Here is a 25,619-nt window from a genome sequence, read left to right as displayed (position 1 = left end):
TGTTTACTGAATACTTTCAACCATTGATCCTAATCATTATGGTAAACTATTCCTGATAATAAAAATAATCAAAGTCTGCTGGTATTCTAGAACCGCAACCTCCGTTGTTGGCATAAATGCCTACTAAAGTGCCGGTATGGCGCTTTGGATCATCTGGAACACCCTCATCGCAAAGGTAAATACAATTTTCTAATACTCCAGCCAAAGTCCACTCCTTACCATCGTAGCTATAATAAAAACTACGGGTTAACTTCTCCACTATTACTTTTAGATAAACTGCTCTTTCCTTGATGTCTAGAACTTCCGCCATCAATTCTTCTCCATGATTTCGATTTATTACAAGCTGAAGTTTTCTTCCTCCTTCATAGCAAAGAGAAAATCTTGCATAAGTGGCCGTACTATAATAACAAGTTAAACCTGCCTGCTCACCATCTTTGGTTGGGTAGAATTCTACTTTTGTTTCTGCTTCATAAGATAGTTCTTGCTCTCTACGAACTAAAGTATTCTTAGCACGAATCTCATCTAATCTACCATCTCTTGTCCAGATGCGAAAGTATCCAGGTCTCTCTGTTGACGAACAGCTACCATAGTCAGGATTTCGAACAAATTCCCAATCTAAATTAAGCTTCTCTTCCTCAAAATCGTCCTTTAAATTTCTCTCAAAGACATGTGGTTTAAGGTCTGGAGCTATCTGTCTTTCACTTGGACCTTTCCCTTCATTTACGATAAACCAGCCATCCTCTGTCCAGGTAACTGGATCAAGGCCAGATTCTCTACCAACGGTCGTATATCTCCCTTGGTTTGGTCTACCAAGTAAATAATACATCCACCAGTCACCATTTTGTGTCTGAACCAATTTCCCATGACCGGTACGCTGAATAGGAGAATCCTCCTTAAACTGACGCAGTACTGGATTATAAGGGCACTCCTCATAAGGACCATATAAGTTTTTAGAACGTGCCACATTTATTCCATGCCCATACCCAGTTCCACCTTCTGCAACGATAGCATAGTAGTACCCATCCTTTTTTAAAATGTGTGGTCCCTCTGGACAACACTCTCCTGTTCCAGTCCATGCTGCAAATGGTTCACCAATCACACGTTTTCCATCATCACTTAATGGAATAACGGTAGCTGCTTTCGCAATTACCATATAGTGCTTTCCATCGTCATCGACAAAATGGGATGGATCAATCGCATCTACTTCGAGCCAAGTAGGTGCAGAGTAAGGACCTTCCGGTGTCTTTGAAGTAACCAAAAGCTGTCTTCGAAGAACATTATTTCCTCTGGTACCGCTACCGTTTAAACGAAGTGTCGCATAAATGTAAAAGGTTCCATCATGGTACGAAATATCTGGTGCCCAAATACCGTGTGAATCTTTGATATCCTCTAATGGAAGATATTCAGGATTCGTTATCGCATGTCCTATAATATGCCAGTGAACCATATCCTTGGAATGTGAAATAGGAATTGCCGGGAAGTATTGAAAGGAGGAATTCACCATGTAATAATCATCTCCAACGCGAATAACAGACGGATCTGGGAAAAATCCTCGTTGTACTGGATTACAATATTCTTGTCTCATCTATGCCTGACCTCCATATGTTCTCGTTCCAGTAGCAAAACCCTCATAATCTTGTAAAATCGTCTCTGCTGCCTTCTTCATACAAATAGTTACCGTATCCTCTCGGAATACTAGCAGCATATTCATAGAAGCGAAATATTCCTCTATAATATTCGTCTTAATATAAAGTACATCTTCTGTAAGCCATACCCCAGAACACATGCACTCAAACTGTGTATCAGGGAAGTTTTGATGGTATGCTTCCTTTAGATGGAAGGTTAATCGATGTGATTTTTGTTTCATTTTGTAATCAAAATGTCCAACTTCCCCATCTATAGTAACAGTTAATTCCTCTAATCCCATCTGATTTGGCTGCATCCTATAACTTTGTGCCATTATTTTCTTTCCTTCTATGTATGGTTCAAAAATAGAAGAAGCTATAGGGACTCTTAGATGATTTATTATATCGGAAAGAGTTTCTTCCGAATCATCTAAGGTAACACCTTCTAAATACGGATATACTTGCTGATAAAACGCATCATATATATTTTTAAGTCCATTAGGTGAGCCTTGTGTATCCGCTGTGGTTGCAAATACAAAATTATGCTCTGGAAAGCACACCGCAAGCTGCCCGCCCATTCCGTAGAAACAAAATCCATTATGTCTTGTTTTCCATATTTGATATCCATAGCCAAATTGTTCATCAAGATATGGTTGTAGTACTGTGTCTACCTGCTTTTTTGTTGCCTCCATCAGGTATTCTCTTGGTAATAGCTGCTCTCCCCTATACTCTCCCATATGAAGACATACATTGGCTACTAAACTTAAGTCTCTTAGTGTACAAATCAGTCCAGAACCACCTTGAGAAACCCCCATAGGATCTTTTAGAATCTTAGCATCTTTGGAAAATCCTATACGATCTAGAAATTTTACTCTTAGATAATCAAGTAACTCCATTCCTGTTAGTCTTTCTACCAAAGCGGATAGAACATGTGTTGAAGAGGTATCGTAAGAAAAAATGGTACCTGGTTTATGAGTAGGCTCAACATGAAAAAATGATTTTACCCAGTCATCCTCTGGAAATCTCTTATATGTCGTTGTATGGTGAGCTGTTGTCATACAAAGCATATCACGAATTGTGGTTTCTTTAATCCATGGATGTACTCCCTCTTTCGGTAACTTATCTTCAAAATAAGGGCAGATTGTATCTGTAAGTTTCAGTTTCCCTTCTTCCTCAAGCAGGCCAATTGCAATTGAAGTAAAACTTTTTCCAACAGAATACATACGATGCATCGATTCTGCGTGAAATGGCTCCCAGTAGCCCTCATAAATAACTTCATCCTCTAACATCATAAGAAAACCATGCAGATTCACTCGGTCACCCTGTATTTGTTTAAGAAATGACTTCACTGCTTTTTCTGGTATTAATTTTTTGTTATTTGTCATATTCATCTCTTTCTCCTCGGTGGTAAATTCAATAGTTTCGTTGTTTCTGTACATTCTATTCTAAACAAGAAAAAGTACGCTTTCAAAATTTTTCTTGTCATAACTAATGCTATTCTAATTTATCTCTTTTATAGAGATTGCTATCGAAATATCTCAGCATAATAATATTTACCTTTTCCATAATCTCCTCAAATCTTTTCTTGAAGAAATTTTATACTCACTAATACCCTCTTACACCATCCAAAGATTCATCATTTTCGATCCAATCATTAACTTCAATAATTCGATAATCTTCTTTGCTATCTCTAATAACTACACTTTCGATTCCCGCATTAATAATCATACGTTTGCACATGGAACAGCTGTTAGCATTCTGAATATAAGTCATATCTGGCATTTCAAATCCCACCAGATAAAGCGTTGATCCAAGCATCTTTTCTCTTGGTGCACTAATAATTGCATTTGCTTCTGCATGTACACTACGGCATAGCTCATAACGTTCTCCTCGTGGTACCGAAAGTTTAGTGCGTATGCAATAATTCAGATCAGAACAATTTGCTCTTCCTCTGGGCGCTCCGACATAGCCGGTTGCAATAATCTCATCATTATTTACAATCACTGCTCCATAAATTCTTCTAAGACAAGTACTACGTTTGGAAACTGTTTCTGCAATATCAAGATAGTAATTCACTTTGTCTCTACGTTCCATATGTTAACTCCTTTTCTGACGTTATAACGCCTCCTGAATCTCTATTATCACCTAGAATAGCATACTGTTTTTTATTATACAAGAAAAAACAGTTACGAATGTAAACTCATCTTCATATTTTTAATTCGTCTGTTAATACTACACATGTAAGAAATTCATAAATTTGAAATTATATCTTATCGCACGCACAGCCATAGCATATCACTGTTGTTTGCAGATGTAGTAATGCCATAAACAGAAAAAAGCTCGCTACGCGAACTTTTCCTGTCATGAATAAACTAATATCCATAGATCGTCACTTAACTCTATGGTTAACTAAGGAGTCACTATGAAACTATTAATTAAGAACGGAATCATCTTAACGATGTCCGAAACAAAGTATCAACCCGGTGATTTATTAATAGAGGATGGAAAAATTAAAGAAATCGCCCCTACAATCTCAATCAGTGAGGATAATTCACTCATAACCATACCTGCAACAAACTGTATTGTGATGCCAGGATTAATTGAAGCGCATTGTCACGTCGGTATTTCTGAAGAAAAGAAAGGAAAAGAAGGAGACGACTCGAACGAGACAAGCAATCCGGTCTCTCCATATCTACGGGCAATCGATGCTATCAATCCGCTAGATCCAGCTTTTCATGATGCCATACGAGCAGGTATTACGGGAATTATGGTTGGGCCAGGAAGTACAAATGTCGTAGGTGGACAATTTACTTTTTTAAAAACAGCGGGTTCGAGATGCATTGAGGATTTAGCTATCTTAAATCCAGCAGCAATGAAGGTTGCATTTGGTGAAAATCCAAAATCCTTTTATGGGGAACAAGCTATGATGCCATTCACCCGAATGGGTATTGCGTTCTTACTTCGGGAAGAATTATGGAAAGCTAAGCAGTATCTTAAGAAAAAGAAGAAGGCTGAAGAAACTTCAGAGGAATTTGATGAGGACTTTCGATTAGAGCCATGGATACCCGTCTTAGAAAAAAAGATTCCTCTTAAAGCACATGTCCACCGTACCGATGACATCCTAACAGCGATACGTATTGCAAAAGAGTTCGAATTGGATATGACTTTAGATCACTGTTCGGAAGGCCATCTCATCTCTGAGGAAATCTTAGACTCTGGTTTTCCCGCCATTGTTGGTCCCGACCTTGCCTCCCGCAATAAAATTGAAGTACAAAACATGGCATTTAAGACAGCAGGTGAACTTAGCAAAGCAGGTGTTTTAGTTTCTATTACAACTGATCATCCAGTTAGTCTTATACAAACCCTTCCTATTTGCACTGGGTTCGCTGTTAAGAATGGGCTACCGATGGAGGACGGACTAAGAGCAATCACAATAAACGCTGCAAAAATATGTAGAGTTGACCATCGTATAGGGAGCCTGGAGGTTGGAAAAGATGCTGACATCGCCATCTTTGATGGAAACCCATTAGAAGTCTTTACAAACTGTCTCTATACCATTATCGATGGTAAAATTATTTATCAATATCATAAACCTAAATGAAGTGGGTGCCTTTTCAAATAAAAGCGTCTTGCGATATGTTATTTACCGCAAGCCGCTTTTTATTGTGTGTATCCTTAATACTATTTTTTATAATTACATCTTCTTAACAGTAAGAAGCTGAAAGCACCAAATAAAGCGAACAGTGCAATATTACATAGCACATTAACATATGGTTCGCTGCCAAAGGCATAACCAGTATAAAAATTCATTATCTTTGCTGAAATTTTTGATAAAGCACCATCAAATAAGAATTCATCCGAAATCGGATATATAACGAATAATAAGGCTGGAACACCTGCACTGACTATCATTTTTTGCAGTTTATTCATACGGTAATAAAGAAGAGAAATAAAAATACCGATGGCTCCTGCTAAGATGTAAAGGAAAAATTTCCAAAAGTACTCATCAACCATTCCTTTTACTCCTACATCACTAAGATATGCAGCTCCATAACCTTGAATATACATCCCATTGTATGTTACAAAGTGACTGAATATCTTAAAGAGAATTGATTCCATTAAAGCAACTACCGACGAGGTGGTTATTATGCAAAGTATTGTACTTAAAAATAAAGTTTTTCTTGAGTAACCATGTTGCAAAAACAAATGAAAATCGGATCGGATTATATTAAGCATAGTTATAAAAATCATCACCATGGTAAAGAGTTCAAATCCCCCAATACTTCCATTCCTATCGCCAGAGTTATTTGAAATAGTGATAAACAGAAAAAGAAATAGAAATAGAAATCCATAAAAAGTAGCTATCGATTTTATAATCTCCTTCATTTGAAATTTAAATGCTCTACCTAACTTCATTATTCCATCTCCTCCTTTTCACTTGTAAGATTAACAAATAATTTCTGAAGATCTAACTTCGTAATCTCTAAGGTATCTGGAATCTCTGCACGATTTAACTTTCCGAGAATACATACACTCCTAAGCCCACCAAGACTAGTCTCACTTAACACATTCTTATCCTTAATGAACTGTTCAATATCTTTTGCATTTCCGGAAACTGTATAACCAGAACTTAATATTTCCTCGCATGACTCCTGTCGAATTACCTTACCCTTATTTATTATGATTACTTCCTCAATTAGTCCTGACACTTCCTCAATCAAATGCGTTGAGATAATAATCGTTCTTTCATATCGGTTATAATCCTCTAAGATTAGTTGGTAAAATAGTTCTCGATGATTTGCATCCAGTCCTAATACAGGTTCATCTAATAATAGATAGGGTACTGGTAAACACAATGCTGTGATAATTTTATAAATTGAACCATACCCAGTTGATAAGCCCTTAATTTTCTTCTTAATGTTCAAATCAAATTTTTTACAAAGCCTCTTCGCATATTCAAAATCAAATTCACCGTAAAATAACTTCGCTGCTTGAAAAACATCTTTTACTGTGTAGTTTTCAGGATAACAGTTACCTTCACTCATATAAAAAATCTTAGATAATGTCTCATCATTTTCAGTTGCATTCTCCCCGTCAATTACTACTTTTCCATCTTCTGCAAATAATCGGTTGGTTATTACATTTAATAATGTTGATTTACCAGCACCATTTCTACCAAGAAGGCCATAGATTTTTCCGGCTTTAAGCGATAGGTTGATGTTATCTAATGCAACAACATTTCCAAATCTTTTACTCACTTGTTCAATCGTAATTCCATTCATTTTGCTAACCCCCTCTCTATTAACTCAATAATATCTTGTTTTGTTAAATCAAGTTTTCTTGCTTCTGTTATTAAGCTTTCTACATAACTTTCATAAAACTTTTCTTTTCTTTTTCCAACGATCTGGTTTCTTGCTCCTTCACAGACAAACACTCCAACCCCTCTTTTCTTATATAAAATTCCGTCTTCCATAAGCTGATTCATTCCCTTTAATACAGTTGCTGGATTAATTTGAAATGACGTTGAAACTTCCGTAGTAGATGGTATTTGTGTACCTTCTTCAAAAGCTCCAATAAATATGGCATCTTCAATTTGCTCTGCTATCTGTTGAAAGATTGGTTTACCACTTTCAAAATCAATTTTCATGAAAGTCCTCCTTCCTGAAATTAATTTTTTGCTCTGTTTATTAACTTATTGATTTTTTATATTAATTACATAATCAGTTAGTTGCTTATGTAGCTAACTATATATCTAAAGTAATATAATGTCAACATCCTTTTCCCAAATGTTCCAATATCTTTCCCAAAAGAAAAAGATATGAAAATATTTAAGATTTTCATATCCTTTTCTCTTCGCTTTAATTCACTTGTTATTCTTCTTAAATTTCATTTCCTATCATACCTATGTTATTCATAATACAAAACTTTCATTTTTACTCTATTCTAAACTGGTTTTTCTTCCGATTCAATCCTTATTACACAACGATTGTTTCCTAACTTTACACTCTCAAGCAGTTCTACTTTAACAGCACAACCAAAGATATATTCGTACATATACTTTGTATATCCTAACGTACATAAACACCATGTTTTCGACATTGTTCCTTTGGTATGTTTTACATCGGAACAATAGCATTCTGGATAACTCATATACAAAACACTTCCTTCTGCCCAAAACTTTGCAGGAGTTTCATTGCTTGCAAGGTTCGCATAACCCGGAAGACTTTCCGACTTAGAATAAAGTTCTTTTAATTTTTTCATATGTAACATAGATGGCTTACAACAACAGTCCATACGAATCTCACAAATCGTATCTTCATCAAAGTTTTCTTCTAGGAGTGTACATACATTGCATGCCCACTCAAAGCGTTTTTGGGGTGAAGCGGATTTTGGTAATGTTATCTTAGTAAGAAGCGTATCTGCCTTTTCTTTTCCAACATGCTTTTCAATGCTGTCATACAATCTTTTTACTCGAGTATTCACGATTTCACCCATAATCCTCCTCTTTCCGCGCTGCTTACTGTGACCTACAACTATGAGTGCAACGCTGACATAAACTTAAAGTTACATTTTAAACTTTCACTCTTTCATAAATCCATTGTGTTATCTAGAATAAACTCAACTGCTCCGTCTTATTTTTCTCCTCATATTCATGAAGATATTGAAAAACTTTTTTGTTGTCACATACGATATGATTGTTCTGGCAAATATCATAGAAAATTTTCATAAGTTTATCATTATGTTTACTCATTATCTCGTAGGCATAGCCATAGGTTTCTTGGTATCGTTTTTTTAGCCCCGGAAAATGTTTGTCTAATTGTTGATAAAAATATTCTCGATTTCCTTCTCTTAACGTTAGTCCCATTCCAAAGCAAATGATTCCATATACCTTGGCTTCTACGCAGTAATTTAAGATACCTCTTAAATTTTCTTCTGTATCCGTAATAAATGGTAAGATTGGATCAAGCCATACTACCGTTGGTATGTTATTCTCTTTCATTTTTAATAGCACTTCAAACCGTTCTCTAGTGGTACATACCCCCGGTTCAATGATTTTGCATATCTCTTCGTCATAGGTAGTTAGGGTAATCTGAACGACACACTTTGATTTTTCATGAATACTTTTTAAGAGATCAATATCACGAAGGATCCGGTTTGATTTTGTTTGAATGCTAAGACCAAACCCGTATTGATTAATTAAAGATAAGCAGGTTCTAGTTAGCTTTAATTCAGGCTCTAGAGAAAGATAGGGATCACTCATTGCACCAGTTCCTATCATACACTTTTTTCTCTTGCTACGAAGAGCACTTTCCAATAACGTCGGTGCATTTATCTTTACTTCGATATCTTCAAACTCATGGTCCATCTGGTAACACTTACTTCTAGCATCGCAATAGATACAGCCATGAGTACAGCCCCTATATAAATTCATTCCATTGGTACTCGATAGAATTCCTTTCGCTTCTTTATAGTGCACAGTTCTTTCTTATCTCCCTTCTTTGTTTGGTAGAGATTACTATGGTAAATAAACTATTTCATAACAAAAATCTAAGTAAAATATCATTGCTTGTTATTACAAACTCTATATAAGATAAGAGTCTAATCTTAGTATACTATATAAATATGACATCCAACGTCATATTAAAAATGATACTATATGTATATTTCTTGTTTTAGAAGTAAAGTAAAAATTCTTGCTATCAGGAAGGTGTCACTTTATGAATCCTCATGTTCTAATAATCGGGTTAAATGTATATATCCGCACTATTATCATCTATTTTTCTTAGCGAAACTTTAACGGACTAGAACTTTTATTTTTATAGTTATTATAATATAATTTAGTCAGTAAATCCCCATGCTATAATGTCATTTCACTCCACCATGAATTGACATTATAGTATGGGGATTTTACCAAATATATATATAACAGGACTAACTATTCTTATCTGAATTAAATATAGTTATTACCTATTTTTGCTTCTTCCTCATACGGCGAAAGCAGTTACTGCAAGTCCGTGTCCTTTAAGTCTACACTATCTTCTCTATCATACGTATCAAGGAAATGATGTTTTGTACCCTTGGTTTTATACGCTATAACCGTATCTAAATTCACATTTTCTACACTTCGGAAGATATTGCTATCAATAATATTACTTTGGCTACGGAACTTTTTAACTAACGCTTTCATTTCCTGACGTTTTGAACCGCCGCCTCCATTATCACATAATGTACAGTTTTCTGTAAATCTGCATGCACATTGGATAAATTGAAGTTCATGGAACTGTTTCCAATGAAGAATTGCATCTTCCTTTACATAATACATTGGACGGATTAGCTCCATTCCTTCAAAATTCGTACTATGAAGCTTTGGCATCATAGTTTGAATCTGACCGCTATAAAGCATACCCATTAAAATAGTTTCAATCACGTCATCAAAATGATGACCTAATGCAATTTTATTACATCCATGTGCCTTTGCATTCTTATAAAGATACCCACGGCGCATTCTAGCACATAAATAACAAGGACTTTCATCTACTTCCGCTACAATATCAAAGATATTCGATTCAAAAATTTCAATCGGTATATTTAATAGTTTTGCGTTATTAATAATCGTCTGACGATTAATCTCATTATACCCTGGGTCCATTACGAGGAATACCAATTCAAATGGGATCTTACCATGTTTTTGAAGCTCCTGCATACACTTTGCAAGAAGCATAGAATCCTTGCCTCCGGAGATACAAACTGCTATTTTATCTCCTTCTTTGATTAGTTCATATTCCTGTACCGCTTTTACAAACGGACGCCATATTTCTTTTCGATATTTCTTTACAATACTTCTTTCTATTTCCTGATAACGTTCCATGCTTTTACTATCCTTTACATTAATCTATATGTTACCCTATCGTTTCCTTTTTTAATTTCCTGTATCCTGTTAATCCTAAGGTTATGATAGAGCTAGTATATCATAAAGTCCATAACACTAACAGATAAAAAACAGCACCTGGGATGGTAAATTTACGTGTATTCTTAATAAGAATCCTTAATTCTTCATAGCCTTTTGATAACTTGCATCAAAACCTTCGAAAAACTTTTCTACTTCCTCCTCTGTCGTCAAATGACTTAGGCTAATTCGAAAAGAAGATAATGCATTTTTTTTATCTTTCGTAACTGCATAGACTGGTCTTGAAGGTGTCATTGTAGCCGAGCAAGCAGATTTAATCGAGATACAGATGCCATATTCCTCAAGATGTTCCTTCATCGTAATCGCTCTAACACCCTTCACGCTGATGTTTAGGATATGGGGAACCCCACACTCTGTACTATTGATACGAACATTTGGGTATTTACTTAATTTTGATTCAAATTGTTTACGCAATGAGACCACTCTGTTAAGCCTGTCTTCATAATGCTCCAACGAAAGATTTACCGCCTCCGTTAATGCAACTACATTCGATAGCATAGGTGTTCCACTACGATAAATTGTGGTACTGCTACCACCATGGATTTGTGGTAGCAATACCACATCTTTTTTCTTTACTAAGACACCGGTTCCATTTAATCCATAGAATTTATGAGGAGTAAAGGTAGTAAGGTCTGCTAAGGATAAGTCTACCTCTATCTTTCCAAAGCCTTGTGTTGCATCTGTATGGAAGAAACAGTTCTCATAACTTTCAAGAATTTTTGCAATTTCTTTGATAGGTTGAACCGTTCCTAACTCGCTGTCAACCGTACAGATTGATACAAGTACCGTATCTTTACGAAGCAGCTCCTTTAAATGTTCTAAATCCACCTGTCCATTTGGCAAAATGTCTACCAAATCGATCTCATAGCCAAGACTTTGTAAGAATGTTAAGCTTCCACTTACCGATGGATGTTCTAAGCATGTAGATATAATATGTCTGCCATTTTCACGGTAGCCATAAGTAATTCCTTTGATTGCAAGGTTATTTGCTTCACTTGCACCAGAAGTCGGGATAATCTGCTCTGGTTCAACCTTAAGGAGTGTTGCTAACTCCTTGGTCACTTCTGTCAATCGTTCTTTTGCTAATATTCCTAACGGATGTGAGGAATTGGGGTTTGCTATAAATTGCTGTTCCGTTTCCAAATACACCTTAAGTACTTCTTCAGATGCTGGTGTATTTGCTGCATAATCAAGATATATCATGAAAAGTCTCCTTCACTATAATTCCTACAGTTTTTCTATGGATTAGATTATAGTTTTTTCATATGCTTGTCAAGTGAAATACATGGATAAGGTAATAATTCAAAAAATCACTTTGATAAAATATTTAGTTTATTACTAAAAAAGAGAGAAACTATTTTAAATAAAAGTCTTTTAACTTCCAAATAAATAATTTCATCTCTCTTCCTATCTTTTCATTCATATTCAATTATTAACTCTATTTTAGAAGGCTTTTTTATCTATTTTCTTAGGGACATGCTCCAATTTATCATGCCACAACCATAGAATTATTTCACTTTATTTCTTATTCATCATCATAACAGCAATAAGTACCACACTGAATAGTTAACTTATCCTATTTCTTATTTATACGTTGATATGCAAAATATGAATACAGAACCGGTATGATTCCAAGAATTGCAACGATTATAAAGGAAACGATCCAATTAGCTTTGGCTGGTAACAATATGGTTAATATCATACAAAAACCTCCAAGAAACCATAGCTTACCCGCAAAACGATGGGTCATAAACCAAACATCCTCATTTGCTAATGTATAGCAAGTTCTTATCCCACAAAAGTAATTATGCTTAAATTTTGGCATACTATTACCAAGTGCCAAAAACAATATACCAATAATAGCAGGCATAAGATGATTGATATTCATTACCTCAATCCCAAAACTCATTGCGATAATATAGATTTCCAAGAACATAAACAACAGGGAGATTAAGAAATATACCCCATAATAATGCCTTGAGAATTTAGCATAGGATTGTCTCTTCGGATCAATAATACGAAGTAGTTCAGCTAAAACGATAAGAATTATAATAATCGCTGGCATTAAAAATATCGTCCATGGTCCTCCATATTGGTCCACCTCCCCGTTAGCGCCAAAGTGGAAAGGGATCTCCGCGGGTAAAAATGGATATGCAATTATTGCAATAAGCAATGCGATAATAGCAATCAGCCATAGCTTATAATTATCCTGATGAAACAACTTTTTCATTACTAGCCTCCATGCTGCGACTATCTTTTAGGAGCAGCTAATGGCTCAAGCTTGGCGCAGCACAAACTTGCCGAGTGAATCACTCTTACTCCTCCTTAAGACTTGCAAACCATGTCATAATTTCCTCTACAACGGATAAATTAAGTTCATAATAAATATACTTTCCCTTTTTTTCATCCGTAACAAGCCCTGCAGCCTTTAGTATTGTTAAATGATGAGAAATCGTAGCCCCTGTCATATCAAAATGCTCTACAATTTCCCCAGCAGTTAATTTCCCACGTTTTAAAATATTAATGATTTCTCGTCTAGTCGGGTCAGAAAGAGCCTTAAAACTCTCTTGAAAACTCAATTTCTCATCTCCTTATTATTTAGATATTAATCTAAATTAAGAATACACGCAGATAATGTTTGTGTCAAGGAAGTGCACTACCTTATTCTCTATATCAATACGAGTGCGGCCGCCTTATTTAAGATGGTGCTTCTCCACTTAATCAAGGCACTCCTTTTAAATGAATACAAGGTAAGGCATGTATATTTCTGCTATCGTTATCTACTTTTTCCCTATGGTTAAGAGATGGTTACTTCGTCCTAACATCTCAGGTTTCTCGCAACAATACAGATGATATCTTACATATTGCTTATAGCTTTCTTCATCCATCGCATTAATCTTGTCTTCTAGCAATTCACTAACTCCATCAGAAGCAATTTCTTTTAATATCTGTATCCCTGCTGCCTGTAACATTTCACGAGTTTGATCCACTGTAAAAAAGACAAACGGAAAATCTTCGACTTTGAAGGTTTCATGGTCATAACTATTCTCAAGAAAGAAATCTTGCCGATAATAAAGTTCGGTTAAGATAACCATATCATTTAATATAAAAGCAAAGAAAATCGTTCCTGTTGGCTTTAATACTCTTTTCGCCTCAGTAATACACTTTTGACGGTCTTCTTCTTTTGATAAATGATAGAGCGGTCCAAAGAGAAGCACTACATCAAAACTATCCTCTGCAAAGCAACTAAGATCAAGCGCATTGCCATGGATTAGTTCAATCTTATCTTCCCCTGTTATCTTCTTTTGAAATGCCTCTATATTAGCACTTGCAAGCTCCACAGCAGTTACTTCATAACCTTTTCTTGCAAAGTATAGACTATACTCCCCTGCACCAGCGCCAAGATCTAAGATGCGATCTCCTTCTTTTAGGTATTTTTCGATATAAGTTGTAGTTGTAATAAACTCAACTCGTGCTGCTTTGGAATGGTTTAACCTGCTATCTTCTTTCATTATCTGATATAATGCATCGACACGTTCGGAATCTTTTTGTAACCTTCTTAAGCTCTCAAAATCCATATCTTTTCCTCCCTATCAAATGTTTTACTCATTTTACTTCATCCTATCATTAAAGTTAAGGTAATACTTCATCTAATTATAAAGATTTATCTTTCCAAAGAAACCAGATAACTTTTCATTAGCTCCAATCGCTCTTCAAATTGTAAATAAAAATCTTTGTCTTTCACATAAGGCTTTTGATAAAAGGCATTTAACAAATATAAGTTTATATTTCTTATCCAAGTAGAATCTGCTGATTTTTTTATTTGCTCCTGTAAGTCTTTTAAGAAATAATGCCAGTCGATAATAAACTGTTCGTTTCTTTTGGAATCGTTCGTGTCAATCCATTTGCTCACCTTGACTTTGGAACGATTCTTATACTTACATTCATGAATTTGTAGTATGTATTGGTACGCATGATCTTCATAATATCTCCCAAGCGGGAATATTCTACAAATTCCTGGGCGATTCGCATGAATACTACATCTTCCCTCGTTATTAAGAAAAGCACAACTTTCGGATTCCCCTACCATCTTAAGATTCGGTAGGATAACCCCATCTACAATATTTAGCTCAATTTTATCATTTAGTAATTCCTCAAAGCTTTTCCCAAGATTAGTTGTGAATCGAAAGATATCAAATGGGTCTAATATAATAGATTTTCCCATCCCCTTACAACAAGCAGAACATCCTTTACAATCATTACATCCTGCTTTCACCATATCATTTAATCCATACAACTTTCCATCGGAGATTTCACTTAAACTGACTTTTCTATCCATAGTATTCTCTATCCCTGCTCCTATTTTCCCAATTTTCCGTTCACATTCACATAAATCCAAATTAGACTCAAGTTTTAACACTTATTTTATGTAGAAAAGTGAGTAAAGTCAACATGGTAAAATCAAAAAGGACAAATACTATTTATATCATAAATAAATGGTTACAGAAATTCATTTTTTAAGACAGATAATGTATAGAATCTTAAGCGGAGAATAGTAAATAATATTCTATATTAGAAGTATTTCAATAAAGTATTTCAATAAAAGTATTTTAATAAGTATTTCAATAAAGTAATCAAACTAATTTTCTAATTTACCAAAACTGTAAGAAAAGGAAAGTAAGATAGTATCCAGTACTTTTTTCTTGCATCTCAATTTTTTAGGCAATATAATGGTTTATATATTTTAAGAACATATAAGTTGCTAATTTTTATTTACGGAGGTGTTACTATGGCACAACAGTATACCAGAAAAGTTATTCGCGAAGTATTTGTACAGATGTTAAATGAGCGTCCACTGAGTAAAATCACCGTAAAGGATATTGTTAATGAATGTGAGATTAATCGCAATACATTTTACTATTATTATCCGGATCTCTATGCGATACTTGCAGAAATATTTCAGACAGAGCTTCAAACGGTTATTGAGGAATATAACGATACCCTTTCATGGGAAGAAAGTTTTCTAGCAGCTACGAAATTTGCACTTGAGAATAAAATCGCTATTTACCATGTCTATAACTCGATTCAAAAAGAAGAGTTGGAAAAATACTTATTTAATGTTGCAGGTAATGTTATGACACGTTATGTTGAGGATGCCAGTAAAGATTTAAAAGCCTCGGGAGAAGATAAGAGACTTATTGTGTCCTTTTATCAAAGTGCGCTCACAGAGATGCTTCTCCATTGGATATCTTCAGGAATGAAGGAGGACCCTCCAAAAGTAATTCATAGAATTGGACTTCTCTTCGATGGCAATATTGCTCTGTCTTTAGAAAGAAGCGCTAAATTAAATGATTCTTGGTAAAACAAAAAATATTACGCTTCGCACTTATCCTTATCATGTCAATTAGACACTTGAGATCAAATGTCTAAAAACCCAACAAATTAGTGGCGGTGTTCGACTTTCGACCACCGCTATTTCATTGTCCATTGTGACTCCTTTCAAAAGTTGATAAATTAGGGAAGAAGAAAAAAATACAACATTTAAGAGGAGGAATTTATATGTATTATAGCAGTGGTAATTATGAAGCATTTGCACGACCAGTAAAACCAGAAGGTGCTGATCGTAAATCAACTTATTTAATTGGTTCTGGACTTGCATCTTTATCAGCAGCTTGCTTTTTGGTAAGAGATGGTCAGTTAAAAGGAGAACGTATTCACATACTTGAAAAGGATAAACTCCCTGGCGGCGCCTGCGATGGTTATAAATACTCTGACCGTGGTTTCGTTATGCGTGGAGGCCGAGAAATGGATAACCATTTTGAATGCATGTGGGATATCATGAGATCCATTCCTTCGATTGAAACAGAAGGTGTTAGTGTTTTAGATGAATATTACTGGTTAAATAAAAGTGACCCAAACTATTCCCTTATGCGTGCTACCGTAAACCGCGGAGAAGATGCACATACTGATGGTAAGTTTGGTTTATCCGATAAAGGTGCTATGGAAATTATGCATCTATTTTTCACACCAGATGAAGAGCTATTTGAAAAACGTATTGATGAATTATTCTCTAAGGAAGTATTAAACTCAAACTTTTGGATGTACTGGCGTACTATGTTCGCCTTTGAAAACTGGCATAGTGCCCTTGAGATGAAACGTTATATCCAGCGTTATATTCATCACATTGGAGGTCTACCAGACTTTAAAGCACTTCGTTTTACAAAGTACAATCAATATGAATCACTAATCCTTCCAATGATGAAGTATCTAGAAGAACATAATGTTCAGTTCCATTATGATACACAGGTAGTTAATGTGGAATTTGATATCAAAAAAGATAAAAAGGTTGCTAAACGTATTGTTTGTATTCATGAGAATCAGGAAGAATCCATTGATTTAAGTGAAGATGATCTTATATTTATCAGCAATGGTGGCTGTGTTGAAAATTCTTCTTTAGGCGATCAAAATCATACAGCTGAGTATAATACCGAAATAAAAGCAGGCAGTGGCTGGGATATGTGGCGTAAGATTGCAGCACAAGACCCATCCTTTGGTAATCCAGATAAGTTCTGTGGTGATCCAGAAAAAACAAATTGGATGTCTGCCACAGTAACTACACTAGATGATAAAATTCCTCCTTATGTTCAAAACATCTGTAAGCGTGATCCATTTAGCGGCAAAGTTGTTACTGGTGGTATTGTTACAGCAACTGACTCTAACTGGCTTCTTAGCTGGACCTTTAACCGCCAGCCACAGTTTAGAAATCAGCCAAAGAATCAATTAGTTGGCTGGATCTATGGATTATTTAGTGATGTACCAGGTAACTTTGTGAAGAAAACAATGCGCGAATGTACTGGTAAAGAAATCTGTATGGAATGGTTATACCATATGGGAGTTCCTGAAAATCAAATCGAACAACTCGCAGAAAATAGTGCAAACACTGTTCCTTGTATGATGCCTTATATCACAGCTTTCTTTATGCCACGTAACACTGAGGACCGTCCTTTGGTTGTTCCAGAAGGAAGCGTAAACTTTGCATTTATTGGACAATTTGCTGAGACAAAACGTGATACTATATTTACAACCGAATATTCTGTACGTACCGGTATGGAAGCTGTATATACCTTACTTGATATAGACCGTGGCGTACCAGAAGTTTGGGGTAGCGTTTATGATGTCCGCGATTTATTAAATGCATCCGTTCAATTAACAGATGGTAAAAAGATTACCGATGTTGATTTAGGATTCAAGGGGAAAATGGCGTTAAAGGAAGGACTTAAGAAGTTAAAAGATACTGAAATCGAAAAACTTCTTAAGGAGTATAATGTAATATAATTAGTTTAATTACTTCCTACTAACTTAGGTTTTGACTTAATAAAAAAAGAAGGGATGGTCACTCATAGCTAATTCATAGCTAATTCATAGCTAATTCATAGCTATGAGTGACCATCCTTTTTAGTTTTGAAATATTCGAATGTAGTTTAAACTTGAATTTACTATTTATCTTCTTTAATTACTTACTCAATTTTACAGCTTGAAAAAGCTGGCTAATACTTGATAATTCAAACAAAAAATGCATTTTAAATAGCGTAAAATATTACATCTGTTGATATTAAGAATAACAGATACCTATGATTCTCTTACATAAACTATACACAGTTTTAATCCTTATTTTTTATATTATCCACAATCCTTAAGAATTACCCTTATCTAATGTTAATTGTTTGCATTCTCCCTTATCACATATCTTTGTTATCGTACCATTCTCAATCCAATGCGCTTCCCCATATAAGGTTTCACAGTCGTCGCCTATAAAAATATAGGAACCATCGATTAATGCGTAAAATGGTTTTACCTTACTATCTTCAAATGAAATGTCCTCTAAAGCGCGGAGCCCCCCTATTGTTGCCTCTCTTAAATCCTGAAAACGAGGTAGAATTGAGGACTGCAATTTTTATAGAAAGTGAGGTTTTCTATGAACGATAAAATTCCGAATCAGAGCCTTTAAAATACATTGATTTTGATACTGCAAATTCACCAGATATTATACAATATCCAGACTCTGATAAGGTAGGTATCAAACTACAAAATGGACCTATTACATTTTTTAAGAACGCAAATAAAGCAAGCCTTTATGACGGTGAATAGAATTATAATTTTTTTATCTTCTTCCTTTTCATACTCATAGTAAAAAACTCGACATCGTTTTTCCCCATACTTTTGACCTGATACATAGCAATATCAGAAAACTTTAGCAACTCGGAAGATGTTCTACCATCCTTTGGGAAAGCTGAAATACCAAAACTTGCAGTGATAGTAAGTTCGGCCTTTTTTATTCTAAAAGGTCTAATAAGTTGTTGCCTTAACCCTTCGACATAGGACAGTATTTCCTCATTTCCTAACTCCCTTTGTACGATTAATACAAATTCATCTCCACCTAATCGACCAAACATATCTTTGGGATGAATATAATCACCAATTCGTAACGTGACTGCTTTTAATAAGGAATCTCCCGCCTGATGCCCCATCGTATCATTTATTTTCTTAAAATTATCGAGATCAATAAATACAACTGAAAAGTTTTTTGATATGCTGATTAAGAAATCCATTTGATTAATTAGCATTTTCCGATTTGCAACCTTCGTCAAAATATCGTAAAATGCCAACTGATTTAATTGCTTCTCTTTTTCTCTCATATCCTTGTTTAACTTTGACAGCTGTTTGTTCTTCTTTCGTAATTCTTTAATCAATTCATCAGATTTTTTATTATGTCTAATAGCATGTTCCAGATTACCTGTAAGCTTTACTCTATATTTGTGTATTAAACTTATTATCACTATCGTAGTCCCATATATTATCATTGCATGAATCGCTTGCTCATTCTCATCTGTAAAGAACGATAGAAAAGACAAAAGAAAGCAAAAAAGAGTTACCAGAATAGAAATCAAGTAACTATGCTTTATCTCACTAATCACAAATGAAACTGTAAGAATAACCTGGAAATGTAACAGTATCTGTTTGACTAACTGATTCCTAATTTGTAATTGATAAATACTAAGAACAATATAAATCAATAGAGCAATAGCGAAAAGAATGGAAGTTCTCGACTGATTGTTTTCCCTCATGTTATCTTGATGAATACGTCTTACTCCATTATGTTTTTGTTTCATACTACAGCGCTCCTTAAAAAACAGCAAAATCTATGGACAGCGAATATGGTAATTGTAAGGAAAATAACCTACATTCGTTGTTACACCATTATACTGCTATTTAATTTTGAAGGTTATTGATATAAATGTACATCTTAAATCTGTCTTTCATCACTTGTAAATGTAAGAGATATGTTATCATATATAGGTAGGATTGGTCATGGAACAATTGTTACCAATTATAATCAACGCTTTTTCATTTTACCGAATAACATATTATTTATCATAACTTAGCTCATATTTCATTTTAAATTCTTTTACTAATTTGTGATTTACCCTCTCATCTTTTACCATGAGTTGAAATATATCCTGTGCCACTATGTACTTTAAATCAATAGGATTATAGAATGCCATTAATACACTAATCGTTTGATTAAAATATAAAAAGGCTTCTTTAAAGGCATCTTTCTTAAAATAGGAAAATGAAAGAAACGCATAGGCGATATGTATTCTTGCATAGGAGTTAAATTCAATCTGATAATCTATTAACTCCTTACCTTCCGTTATTGCTTTTTCATAATCTTTCGTTAAATAATATAAGGTTATTAAATTTAATCTGACTGAGACAATGTTATGATCATACTTTTCAATCTTATATTTCGATCGCACAATATTATAAGCTGCTAAAGTTATAGACTTAGCGTTATTGAGGTCACCTATAATTTGATAACAAGTGGATAGTAATACATATAGATTTACCACATGAATACTACTTAAATATTTAGGTTCCATGTCTTCTAGTACTTTGTTGGCATCCATAATTGCCTCCTCATACTTATTTTCTATAAAAACCATATAACCAAGCCTATTTGCTTCAAGCTCATATAGCCATGGCTTATTCTTAAAATCCGCAAGATACATAGCCTTATCCACTATACTCTTCGCAGTTATGAAATCTGATTTTCTCTGACAGATATCAAAATTCTTTAGTGTTTCTCGTACGGAGATTGGATTACTACAGTCAAGGTACTGATAATGGTCAAATAAGTCTACCCCCATCCTATCGCTTAATAATCGCACCATATCAGCAGATGGGGTACGCTCTCCTTTTTCAATTAAATATATATATTTTTCCGAGCAGATATTTTCTGCTAACATCGTTCTGCTCATTTTTAACTTACAACGATATTCTCTAATGATGCTTCCTATAAAATTCATACCCTCCTCCTTAAATTTTTATTAAATCATTTTCCTTGATTAAATCAATTCTAATTCACGGCAAAAAAAAGTTCTCAAAGCGAGCATCTTCTTGTTTCATTCCAAAATTCAATGTCTCTATTATGTATCAATGTTAATTCATGCATTGCTAAAAAGTTGTCATTCTAGAGATAATATTGTTACAATCTTTAGAAATTAATTTATTTCATTGAATTTTATGTCTTATTATTATATATTTTGGTATGAACCCAAGTCGCAGCACCATTTTATATTAGGAAAGGTATGGTTTTAACATTATGAAGCGTCAGCAATTAAATATCCACCAAATATTAGATATATTTTATAAATCCACTGGGATTGAAGCCATTTTCTTCGATACCGAGCTTAATCTCATTATGCACCGCGCTTCTGAAAAATTAACCACATATTATCCTTTTCTTGGTATTAGTGAGGTTATGGCTTATTTAGCAGATCGTTTTTCGGAGCAACCAGGTACTAACTCTGCATTTTATACCTATGTGTTACCAAACAATTTCCTCTGCAATATTGCTTTTCTTACTCAAGAAAATAGCTATATAGGGGCTTTTCTAACAGAGCCAGTATTATTAAAAAAACTAAACAAAAGTGACCTTGATAAGGTTTTGAATCGATCCGAACTTTCCAATCAAGATAAAAAAACATTTGAAAATATCCTGTTTAAAGTGCCTGTAATACCATACATAAATATATTACCAATTGGCACTGTTCTTTATCAACTTTCCAAGACATATTCCGAAAACATGCCACAACAAATCATAATTGAGCATAAAGCAAGAACGTCTGCATTAAACCATAACTCAAATAAAAAACAAAACATTGTCATAACATCTTCTGTAAAATACACTCCATTTTCTACCTATCTACAGATTATAGAAATTATTAAAAGTGGTGATGTGGTAAGGTTACGAAGTGCTATGAATGAAATTAGTGTTGGCGAAATACTGATGAATCAGTCAAACGACTCAGATATTATGCGTTCTATAAAGAATAGCTTTATCAAAACTTGTTCGATGGGCTGTTACGCTGCTATAGACGCAAATGCCTCATATGAAAAGGTTATGGATATTTCAGATGACTATATTTCTAAGATTGAGACTAATGATAATATCAATGATATAATAGCTCTCTTAAAAGAAGTAATGATTTCATATACCAAAGCGGTGGCGATGAATCGAAATACCATTTACTCTAAACCTATCCGGCAGGTAATGGAGTATATTCAGTGCCATTATGACGAGAAAATTACCTTGGAAAAACTATCAGAGTATACCGAACTTAGTACTTTTTACTTATCCAATTTAATTAAGAAAGAAACCGACCTTAGTCTCCCTGATATTGTAAATAAAGTTCGAATTGAAAAGAGTAAACCCTTACTTTTAAACATGAATATCAGTATTCTTGATGTGGCTCAAAGGGTAGGTTTCAACTATCAAAATCATTTTGCATCTATATTTAAAAAATATACCGATCTTACACCCACGGAATACAGAAAAACCATGAGTTATAAACAAAACACAAATTCAAGCGAGTTTGAAAATAGCCTAATAAATGTAGTTGAGCAGATAAATAATAAAATATCAATGTTCTCACATTTGTTTGATGCAGCGCGAATTGTCGACCCGATACGTCATAAATCCATGTTTATTAAAACAAGTGATACGGTATTCCCTGAAGAAACCTGCTATCACTTTTGGTATAGAAGCGAATCTTGTCAAAACTGCATTTCCATGAAGTCCTATTTGCATAATGATACATTTTTTAAAATTGAACATCGAGATAACGATACCTTTTTAATGATAGCAACGCCAAAGACAGTTGGGAAAGACACCTATATTGTAGAAATCATGAAAGATGTAACAAAACAATTGTCAATCAACATAAAAGCAGAAAGTCCAGAAAATCCTACTCTTGTAATTGATAAAAAGTTTCGGGAGGAAAAGGATGAACTCACTGGGCTCTATAATAGAAGATACATAAGTGATCAATTACCAGTTTCCATGAGACATAGCATTCTTGAGAGAAAATCGTTGTTCATTGTATTGTTCGTTATTGATGAGCTGCAATCTATAGATAACTATAGTGATTATGAATCTTACGATTCTATATTAAAAGAATTCACCCGTCTTATTACGTCTTCTTTAGTAAACAAAAAAGATTGGGCTGGTCGTTATGCTGGTAGTTTATTTTTATTAGTTTTATATGATACCGATTACGAGAGCGCATGTAATACAGCAGATAATATAAAGAATAATTTTAATCAGACTTCTTTTCAAATCAATGGAACTGCTGTTAAGTTGACAGCAAATTATGGTGTTAAGTTACTCAATGAGGATATCTCAGATGTAGAGACATTAATATTACATGCATTTATGAATCTGATTACCAATAAACTTCGAGTACAGAATATCATTGATTAATTACTATGCTATCAATTAATACACTATAATTATTTTTGTAATAGCTTATATTCACGTTGGTACATTTTTGTCATAGTTAGAATAAACGAAAATCCTGGAAAGTTTATCAAGGCTAGAATTCCCGCCTTAATATCATTTCCAGGATTTTTTTATTCATAAAGAGCAGCATATTTCCACCTTTCCCTATAGAACTCCCATCTCTTTTAAGGAACAATATTCATTTCCTCCAATAATAATATGATCAAGCAATTCTACTCCAATCATATTCCCAGCTTGCGCTATTTTCTCTGTTACCAGCAAATCCTGTTTGCTTGGTGTAATATCAGAGGATGGATGATTATGTACGATAATAATCCCAACTGCACCGGAAAGTAGCGCACGTATAAATATTTCTCTCGGCATAATCAGAGAGCTATTCACCGTACCATGCGATAGCTCAAAGATCCCCAGAGGGTTACATTTCATATCCAGTGAAACTAAATAAACATATTCCTCTGCCTTCTTATGAATCTGAAATTGCTCTTTCATCAGTTTTTGAATCTCAGACGGTGATTCTAACTTATTGTTATCCTCACAAATAATACTTTTTTCTATTTTTAATTCATTATGCCTTGTTTCCTCATTTAGCATGGTATTATAAACATTAATTTTCATCCCTACCACCTAACATAGACCTTTCCTAATAAAATCATCGAAAACTCTTACATTCCTTACTGCGAAATAGGTAACAATAGAATTGATAACGTATTATTAGCTGATTTTCTTTTATATGCTACTTATTATAGCATATACTACAATTTATCGCTATCTAAAATATCCTTTCTTTCTTAAAAAGCTACTATAATCTTTCTTAGGATGGTGATTACATGAACAATGAACTTATAGCGAAACGATTAAAAGAACTTAGAAAATCTTTTGAATATACTCAAGAATTTGTAGCCTCTTATTTGAACATAGGAAGGCAGGCATATTCTCACTATGAAACTGGAAGGAATGCACCTACAACCGATACACTTTATAAATTAGCTTCCCTTTACCATATTCCAGTCAATGATCTACTAAAGTTGCTATCTCCACATCCACAGGAAACCTATACAACGCCTGAAAGTAATAACATTGCCTCCAATATGCTATCTGACTTTTTGGACTATTTGGGAAATCCAGATAATGAAAAGAAACTTAAGATGCTTAATCGAAAAGAAAAAGAATTATTGTTTTGCTTTGAAAAAATATCTACAAAAGATCAAGATGATATCTTGGAATTTATAAAAATTAAAGCAAGAAAAAAATAGCCCTTTTTAACCGGAGCGTTTAGCGCTAGACGTACGTTCTGGTTAGAATGGGCCTTATTATATTTTGTCTATGATGGTATAATGGAAGAATTCCCATCTTCTTATAAGTTTCTGATTTTATCTACCCTACGGTTCATGATATGTCTACCAAAATGACGATACAGGAATCTTTTTAAAAGACTTAACTTCTGAGGGTAATTTGAAAATAATGCATCTGGATTATCAAAGGTACCATAATCCTCGTTGATAGATTCCTTCTGAATATAAGTATCATTGCCACTCCAATCGATCACAGGGTTCTTAAAGTTATCAACGGATACTCCATATCCGCAAAAACGTCCTTTGCAATCCGGAAATTTCTCTTGTAACTTAAGGAGGTACTGTGAGTCAATAATGATTCCCTCTAAGTTATACCATTTCCCCATATAGTATACTTCCACCCAGCTGTGTATAATATTTTTAGGAGCAAATTTATATAGATAGGTTGGTAAAGCTCCTTTTTGCAGCTCCTTATCAATAGAAAAACCATGAACTCTACAAGGAATGTTAAGCGCTCTAAGAAGTGCCATGAATAAGATAAGCTTCGTATTGCACTGTCCATAACCATCTGCAAGTACCTTGGAAGCAGGGATTGCATCATCCACGTTATAACCAAACTTGATTTCATCTCGAACATAATTATATGTTTGCAATATTTTATCAAATTCATTGGACTGATCCCAGTTTTTCATTCTGATTAGTTCTTGTATTGACTTATCACGGTAATCTAATAGTAAAGTAGCTTTCAAATGTTTCTCCATAATTTTCCTCACTTTTGTGCAAACTATTTGCACTATTTGTTCGTGTCAAGTAGCATCTTACAAATCTTCAGTACCAAAGTAGTGTTTCATTCCAACTACCACAAACTTAAG

24 protein-coding genes are annotated in these 25,619 nt (G+C 34.3%); 5 read left to right on the top strand and 19 right to left on the bottom strand.

Going from position 1 to position 25,619, the window contains the following annotated elements:
- Positions 1 to 46: 46 nt before the first annotated feature.
- The 3 genes from CPHY_RS01070 to CPHY_RS01060 all read right to left on the bottom strand — a co-directional run bounded on the left by CPHY_RS01070 (position 47) and on the right by CPHY_RS01060 (position 3,719).
- Complete coding sequence (locus tag CPHY_RS01070) at positions 47 to 1,585, bottom strand: glycoside hydrolase family 43 protein (RefSeq protein ID WP_012198221.1); 1,539 nt, start codon at positions 1,583 to 1,585, stop codon at positions 47 to 49.
- Positions 1,586 to 3,016, bottom strand: coding sequence for a serine hydrolase domain-containing protein (locus CPHY_RS01065; protein ID WP_012198220.1), 1,431 nt, complete (start codon positions 3,014 to 3,016; stop codon positions 1,586 to 1,588). It abuts the gene before it with no gap.
- 214 nt (positions 3,017 to 3,230) lie between these two features.
- Positions 3,231 to 3,719: a deoxycytidylate deaminase gene (locus CPHY_RS01060; RefSeq protein WP_012198219.1), complete on the bottom strand. Its 489-nt coding sequence runs from the start codon at positions 3,717 to 3,719 to the stop codon at positions 3,231 to 3,233.
- Positions 3,720 to 4,047: 328 nt separating this feature from the next.
- Here CPHY_RS01060 and CPHY_RS01055 point away from each other — a divergent pair, with 328 nt between their 5' ends.
- Positions 4,048 to 5,226 (top strand): amidohydrolase, encoded by a 1,179-nt coding sequence (locus CPHY_RS01055; RefSeq protein ID WP_012198218.1) that lies wholly within the window; start codon positions 4,048 to 4,050, stop codon positions 5,224 to 5,226.
- An 80-nt stretch (positions 5,227 to 5,306) separates the two neighbouring features.
- Here CPHY_RS01055 and CPHY_RS01050 read toward each other — a convergent pair whose 3' ends face one another.
- From CPHY_RS01050 to CPHY_RS01000, 11 genes are all read right to left on the bottom strand, one after another.
- Positions 5,307 to 6,041, bottom strand: coding sequence for a hypothetical protein (locus tag CPHY_RS01050; RefSeq protein WP_012198217.1), 735 nt, complete (start codon positions 6,039 to 6,041; stop codon positions 5,307 to 5,309).
- On the bottom strand, positions 6,041 to 6,907 hold the full coding sequence (locus CPHY_RS01045) for an ABC transporter ATP-binding protein (protein WP_012198216.1): 867 nt from the start codon (positions 6,905 to 6,907) through the stop codon (positions 6,041 to 6,043). Before CPHY_RS01045 ends, CPHY_RS01050 begins: the two co-directional genes overlap by 1 nt.
- Positions 6,904 to 7,272: a GntR family transcriptional regulator gene (locus CPHY_RS01040; protein ID WP_012198215.1), complete on the bottom strand. Its 369-nt coding sequence runs from the start codon at positions 7,270 to 7,272 to the stop codon at positions 6,904 to 6,906. The genes CPHY_RS01045 and CPHY_RS01040 overlap by 4 nt, the downstream gene beginning before the upstream one ends.
- Positions 7,273 to 7,568: 296 nt before the next feature.
- Entirely contained in the window at positions 7,569 to 8,120 is a 552-nt protein-coding gene (locus CPHY_RS01035) for a DUF6144 family protein (RefSeq protein WP_012198214.1), read from the bottom strand.
- A 112-nt stretch (positions 8,121 to 8,232) separates the two neighbouring features.
- On the bottom strand, positions 8,233 to 9,102 hold the full coding sequence (locus CPHY_RS01030) for an SPL family radical SAM protein (RefSeq protein WP_012198213.1): 870 nt from the start codon (positions 9,100 to 9,102) through the stop codon (positions 8,233 to 8,235).
- A gap of 525 nt (positions 9,103 to 9,627) precedes the next feature.
- The gene (locus tag CPHY_RS01025) at positions 9,628 to 10,494 is read right to left on the bottom strand and encodes a tRNA 2-thiocytidine(32) synthetase TtcA (protein WP_012198212.1); all 867 of its coding nucleotides are present in this window, start codon (positions 10,492 to 10,494) and stop codon (positions 9,628 to 9,630) included.
- 177 nt (positions 10,495 to 10,671) lie between these two features.
- A complete protein-coding gene (locus tag CPHY_RS01020; protein WP_012198211.1) occupies positions 10,672 to 11,796 on the bottom strand; it encodes a cysteine desulfurase family protein in 1,125 nt (374 codons plus the stop codon).
- 373 nt (positions 11,797 to 12,169) lie between these two features.
- On the bottom strand, positions 12,170 to 12,823 hold the full coding sequence (locus CPHY_RS01015) for an SdpI family protein (RefSeq protein WP_012198210.1): 654 nt from the start codon (positions 12,821 to 12,823) through the stop codon (positions 12,170 to 12,172).
- 85 nt (positions 12,824 to 12,908) lie between these two features.
- Positions 12,909 to 13,172: an autorepressor SdpR family transcription factor gene (locus CPHY_RS01010; RefSeq protein ID WP_012198209.1), complete on the bottom strand. Its 264-nt coding sequence runs from the start codon at positions 13,170 to 13,172 to the stop codon at positions 12,909 to 12,911.
- A 201-nt stretch (positions 13,173 to 13,373) separates the two neighbouring features.
- Positions 13,374 to 14,171: a class I SAM-dependent methyltransferase gene (locus CPHY_RS01005; RefSeq protein WP_012198208.1), complete on the bottom strand. Its 798-nt coding sequence runs from the start codon at positions 14,169 to 14,171 to the stop codon at positions 13,374 to 13,376.
- Positions 14,172 to 14,257: 86 nt separating this feature from the next.
- Positions 14,258 to 14,932 carry a YkgJ family cysteine cluster protein gene (locus CPHY_RS01000; protein ID WP_012198207.1) on the bottom strand — a complete coding sequence of 225 codons (675 nt, stop codon included), beginning with the start codon at positions 14,930 to 14,932 and terminating at the stop codon, positions 14,258 to 14,260.
- Positions 14,933 to 15,382: 450 nt separating this feature from the next.
- Between CPHY_RS01000 and CPHY_RS00995 the strand changes: the two genes are divergently transcribed.
- Together CPHY_RS00995 and CPHY_RS00990 are read left to right on the top strand one after the other, a co-directional pair.
- A complete protein-coding gene (locus CPHY_RS00995) occupies positions 15,383 to 15,955 on the top strand; it encodes a TetR-like C-terminal domain-containing protein (RefSeq protein WP_012198206.1) in 573 nt (190 codons plus the stop codon).
- 197 nt (positions 15,956 to 16,152) lie between these two features.
- Complete coding sequence (locus CPHY_RS00990; RefSeq protein WP_012198205.1) at positions 16,153 to 17,928, top strand: oleate hydratase; 1,776 nt, start codon at positions 16,153 to 16,155, stop codon at positions 17,926 to 17,928.
- A 358-nt stretch (positions 17,929 to 18,286) separates the two neighbouring features.
- On the opposite strand, the gene CPHY_RS00985 is transcribed toward CPHY_RS00990, so the two are convergent.
- The 3 genes from CPHY_RS00985 to CPHY_RS00975 all read right to left on the bottom strand — a co-directional run bounded on the left by CPHY_RS00985 (position 18,287) and on the right by CPHY_RS00975 (position 20,960).
- A complete protein-coding gene (locus CPHY_RS00985; RefSeq protein ID WP_012198204.1) occupies positions 18,287 to 18,544 on the bottom strand; it encodes a hypothetical protein in 258 nt (85 codons plus the stop codon).
- A gap of 199 nt (positions 18,545 to 18,743) precedes the next feature.
- Positions 18,744 to 19,763, bottom strand: coding sequence for a GGDEF domain-containing protein (locus CPHY_RS00980; protein ID WP_012198203.1), 1,020 nt, complete (start codon positions 19,761 to 19,763; stop codon positions 18,744 to 18,746).
- A 255-nt stretch (positions 19,764 to 20,018) separates the two neighbouring features.
- Positions 20,019 to 20,960 carry a helix-turn-helix domain-containing protein gene (locus CPHY_RS00975; RefSeq protein WP_012198202.1) on the bottom strand — a complete coding sequence of 314 codons (942 nt, stop codon included), beginning with the start codon at positions 20,958 to 20,960 and terminating at the stop codon, positions 20,019 to 20,021.
- 296 nt (positions 20,961 to 21,256) lie between these two features.
- Here CPHY_RS00975 and CPHY_RS00970 point away from each other — a divergent pair, with 296 nt between their 5' ends.
- Positions 21,257 to 23,416, top strand: coding sequence for a diguanylate cyclase (locus CPHY_RS00970; RefSeq protein WP_012198201.1), 2,160 nt, complete (start codon positions 21,257 to 21,259; stop codon positions 23,414 to 23,416).
- A 183-nt stretch (positions 23,417 to 23,599) separates the two neighbouring features.
- On the opposite strand, the gene CPHY_RS00965 is transcribed toward CPHY_RS00970, so the two are convergent.
- The gene (locus CPHY_RS00965) at positions 23,600 to 24,070 is read right to left on the bottom strand and encodes a JAB domain-containing protein (protein ID WP_012198200.1); all 471 of its coding nucleotides are present in this window, start codon (positions 24,068 to 24,070) and stop codon (positions 23,600 to 23,602) included.
- Positions 24,071 to 24,282: 212 nt separating this feature from the next.
- Here CPHY_RS00965 and CPHY_RS21120 point away from each other — a divergent pair, with 212 nt between their 5' ends.
- Positions 24,283 to 24,708, top strand: coding sequence for a helix-turn-helix domain-containing protein (locus CPHY_RS21120; RefSeq protein ID WP_012198199.1), 426 nt, complete (start codon positions 24,283 to 24,285; stop codon positions 24,706 to 24,708).
- 101 nt (positions 24,709 to 24,809) lie between these two features.
- On the opposite strand, the gene CPHY_RS00955 is transcribed toward CPHY_RS21120, so the two are convergent.
- Positions 24,810 to 25,508 (bottom strand): transglutaminase-like domain-containing protein, encoded by a 699-nt coding sequence (locus CPHY_RS00955; protein WP_012198198.1) that lies wholly within the window; start codon positions 25,506 to 25,508, stop codon positions 24,810 to 24,812.
- Between the last annotated feature and the right edge of the window lie 111 nt (positions 25,509 to 25,619).

It is taken from the genome of Lachnoclostridium phytofermentans ISDg, from assembly GCF_000018685.1.
In the GTDB taxonomy this organism is placed as follows: Bacteria; Bacillota; Clostridia; order Lachnospirales; family Lachnospiraceae; genus Lachnoclostridium; species Lachnoclostridium phytofermentans.
The sequence above is the reverse complement of the archived record's forward strand: the minus strand, read 5'-3'. Positions and strand labels throughout refer to the sequence as shown.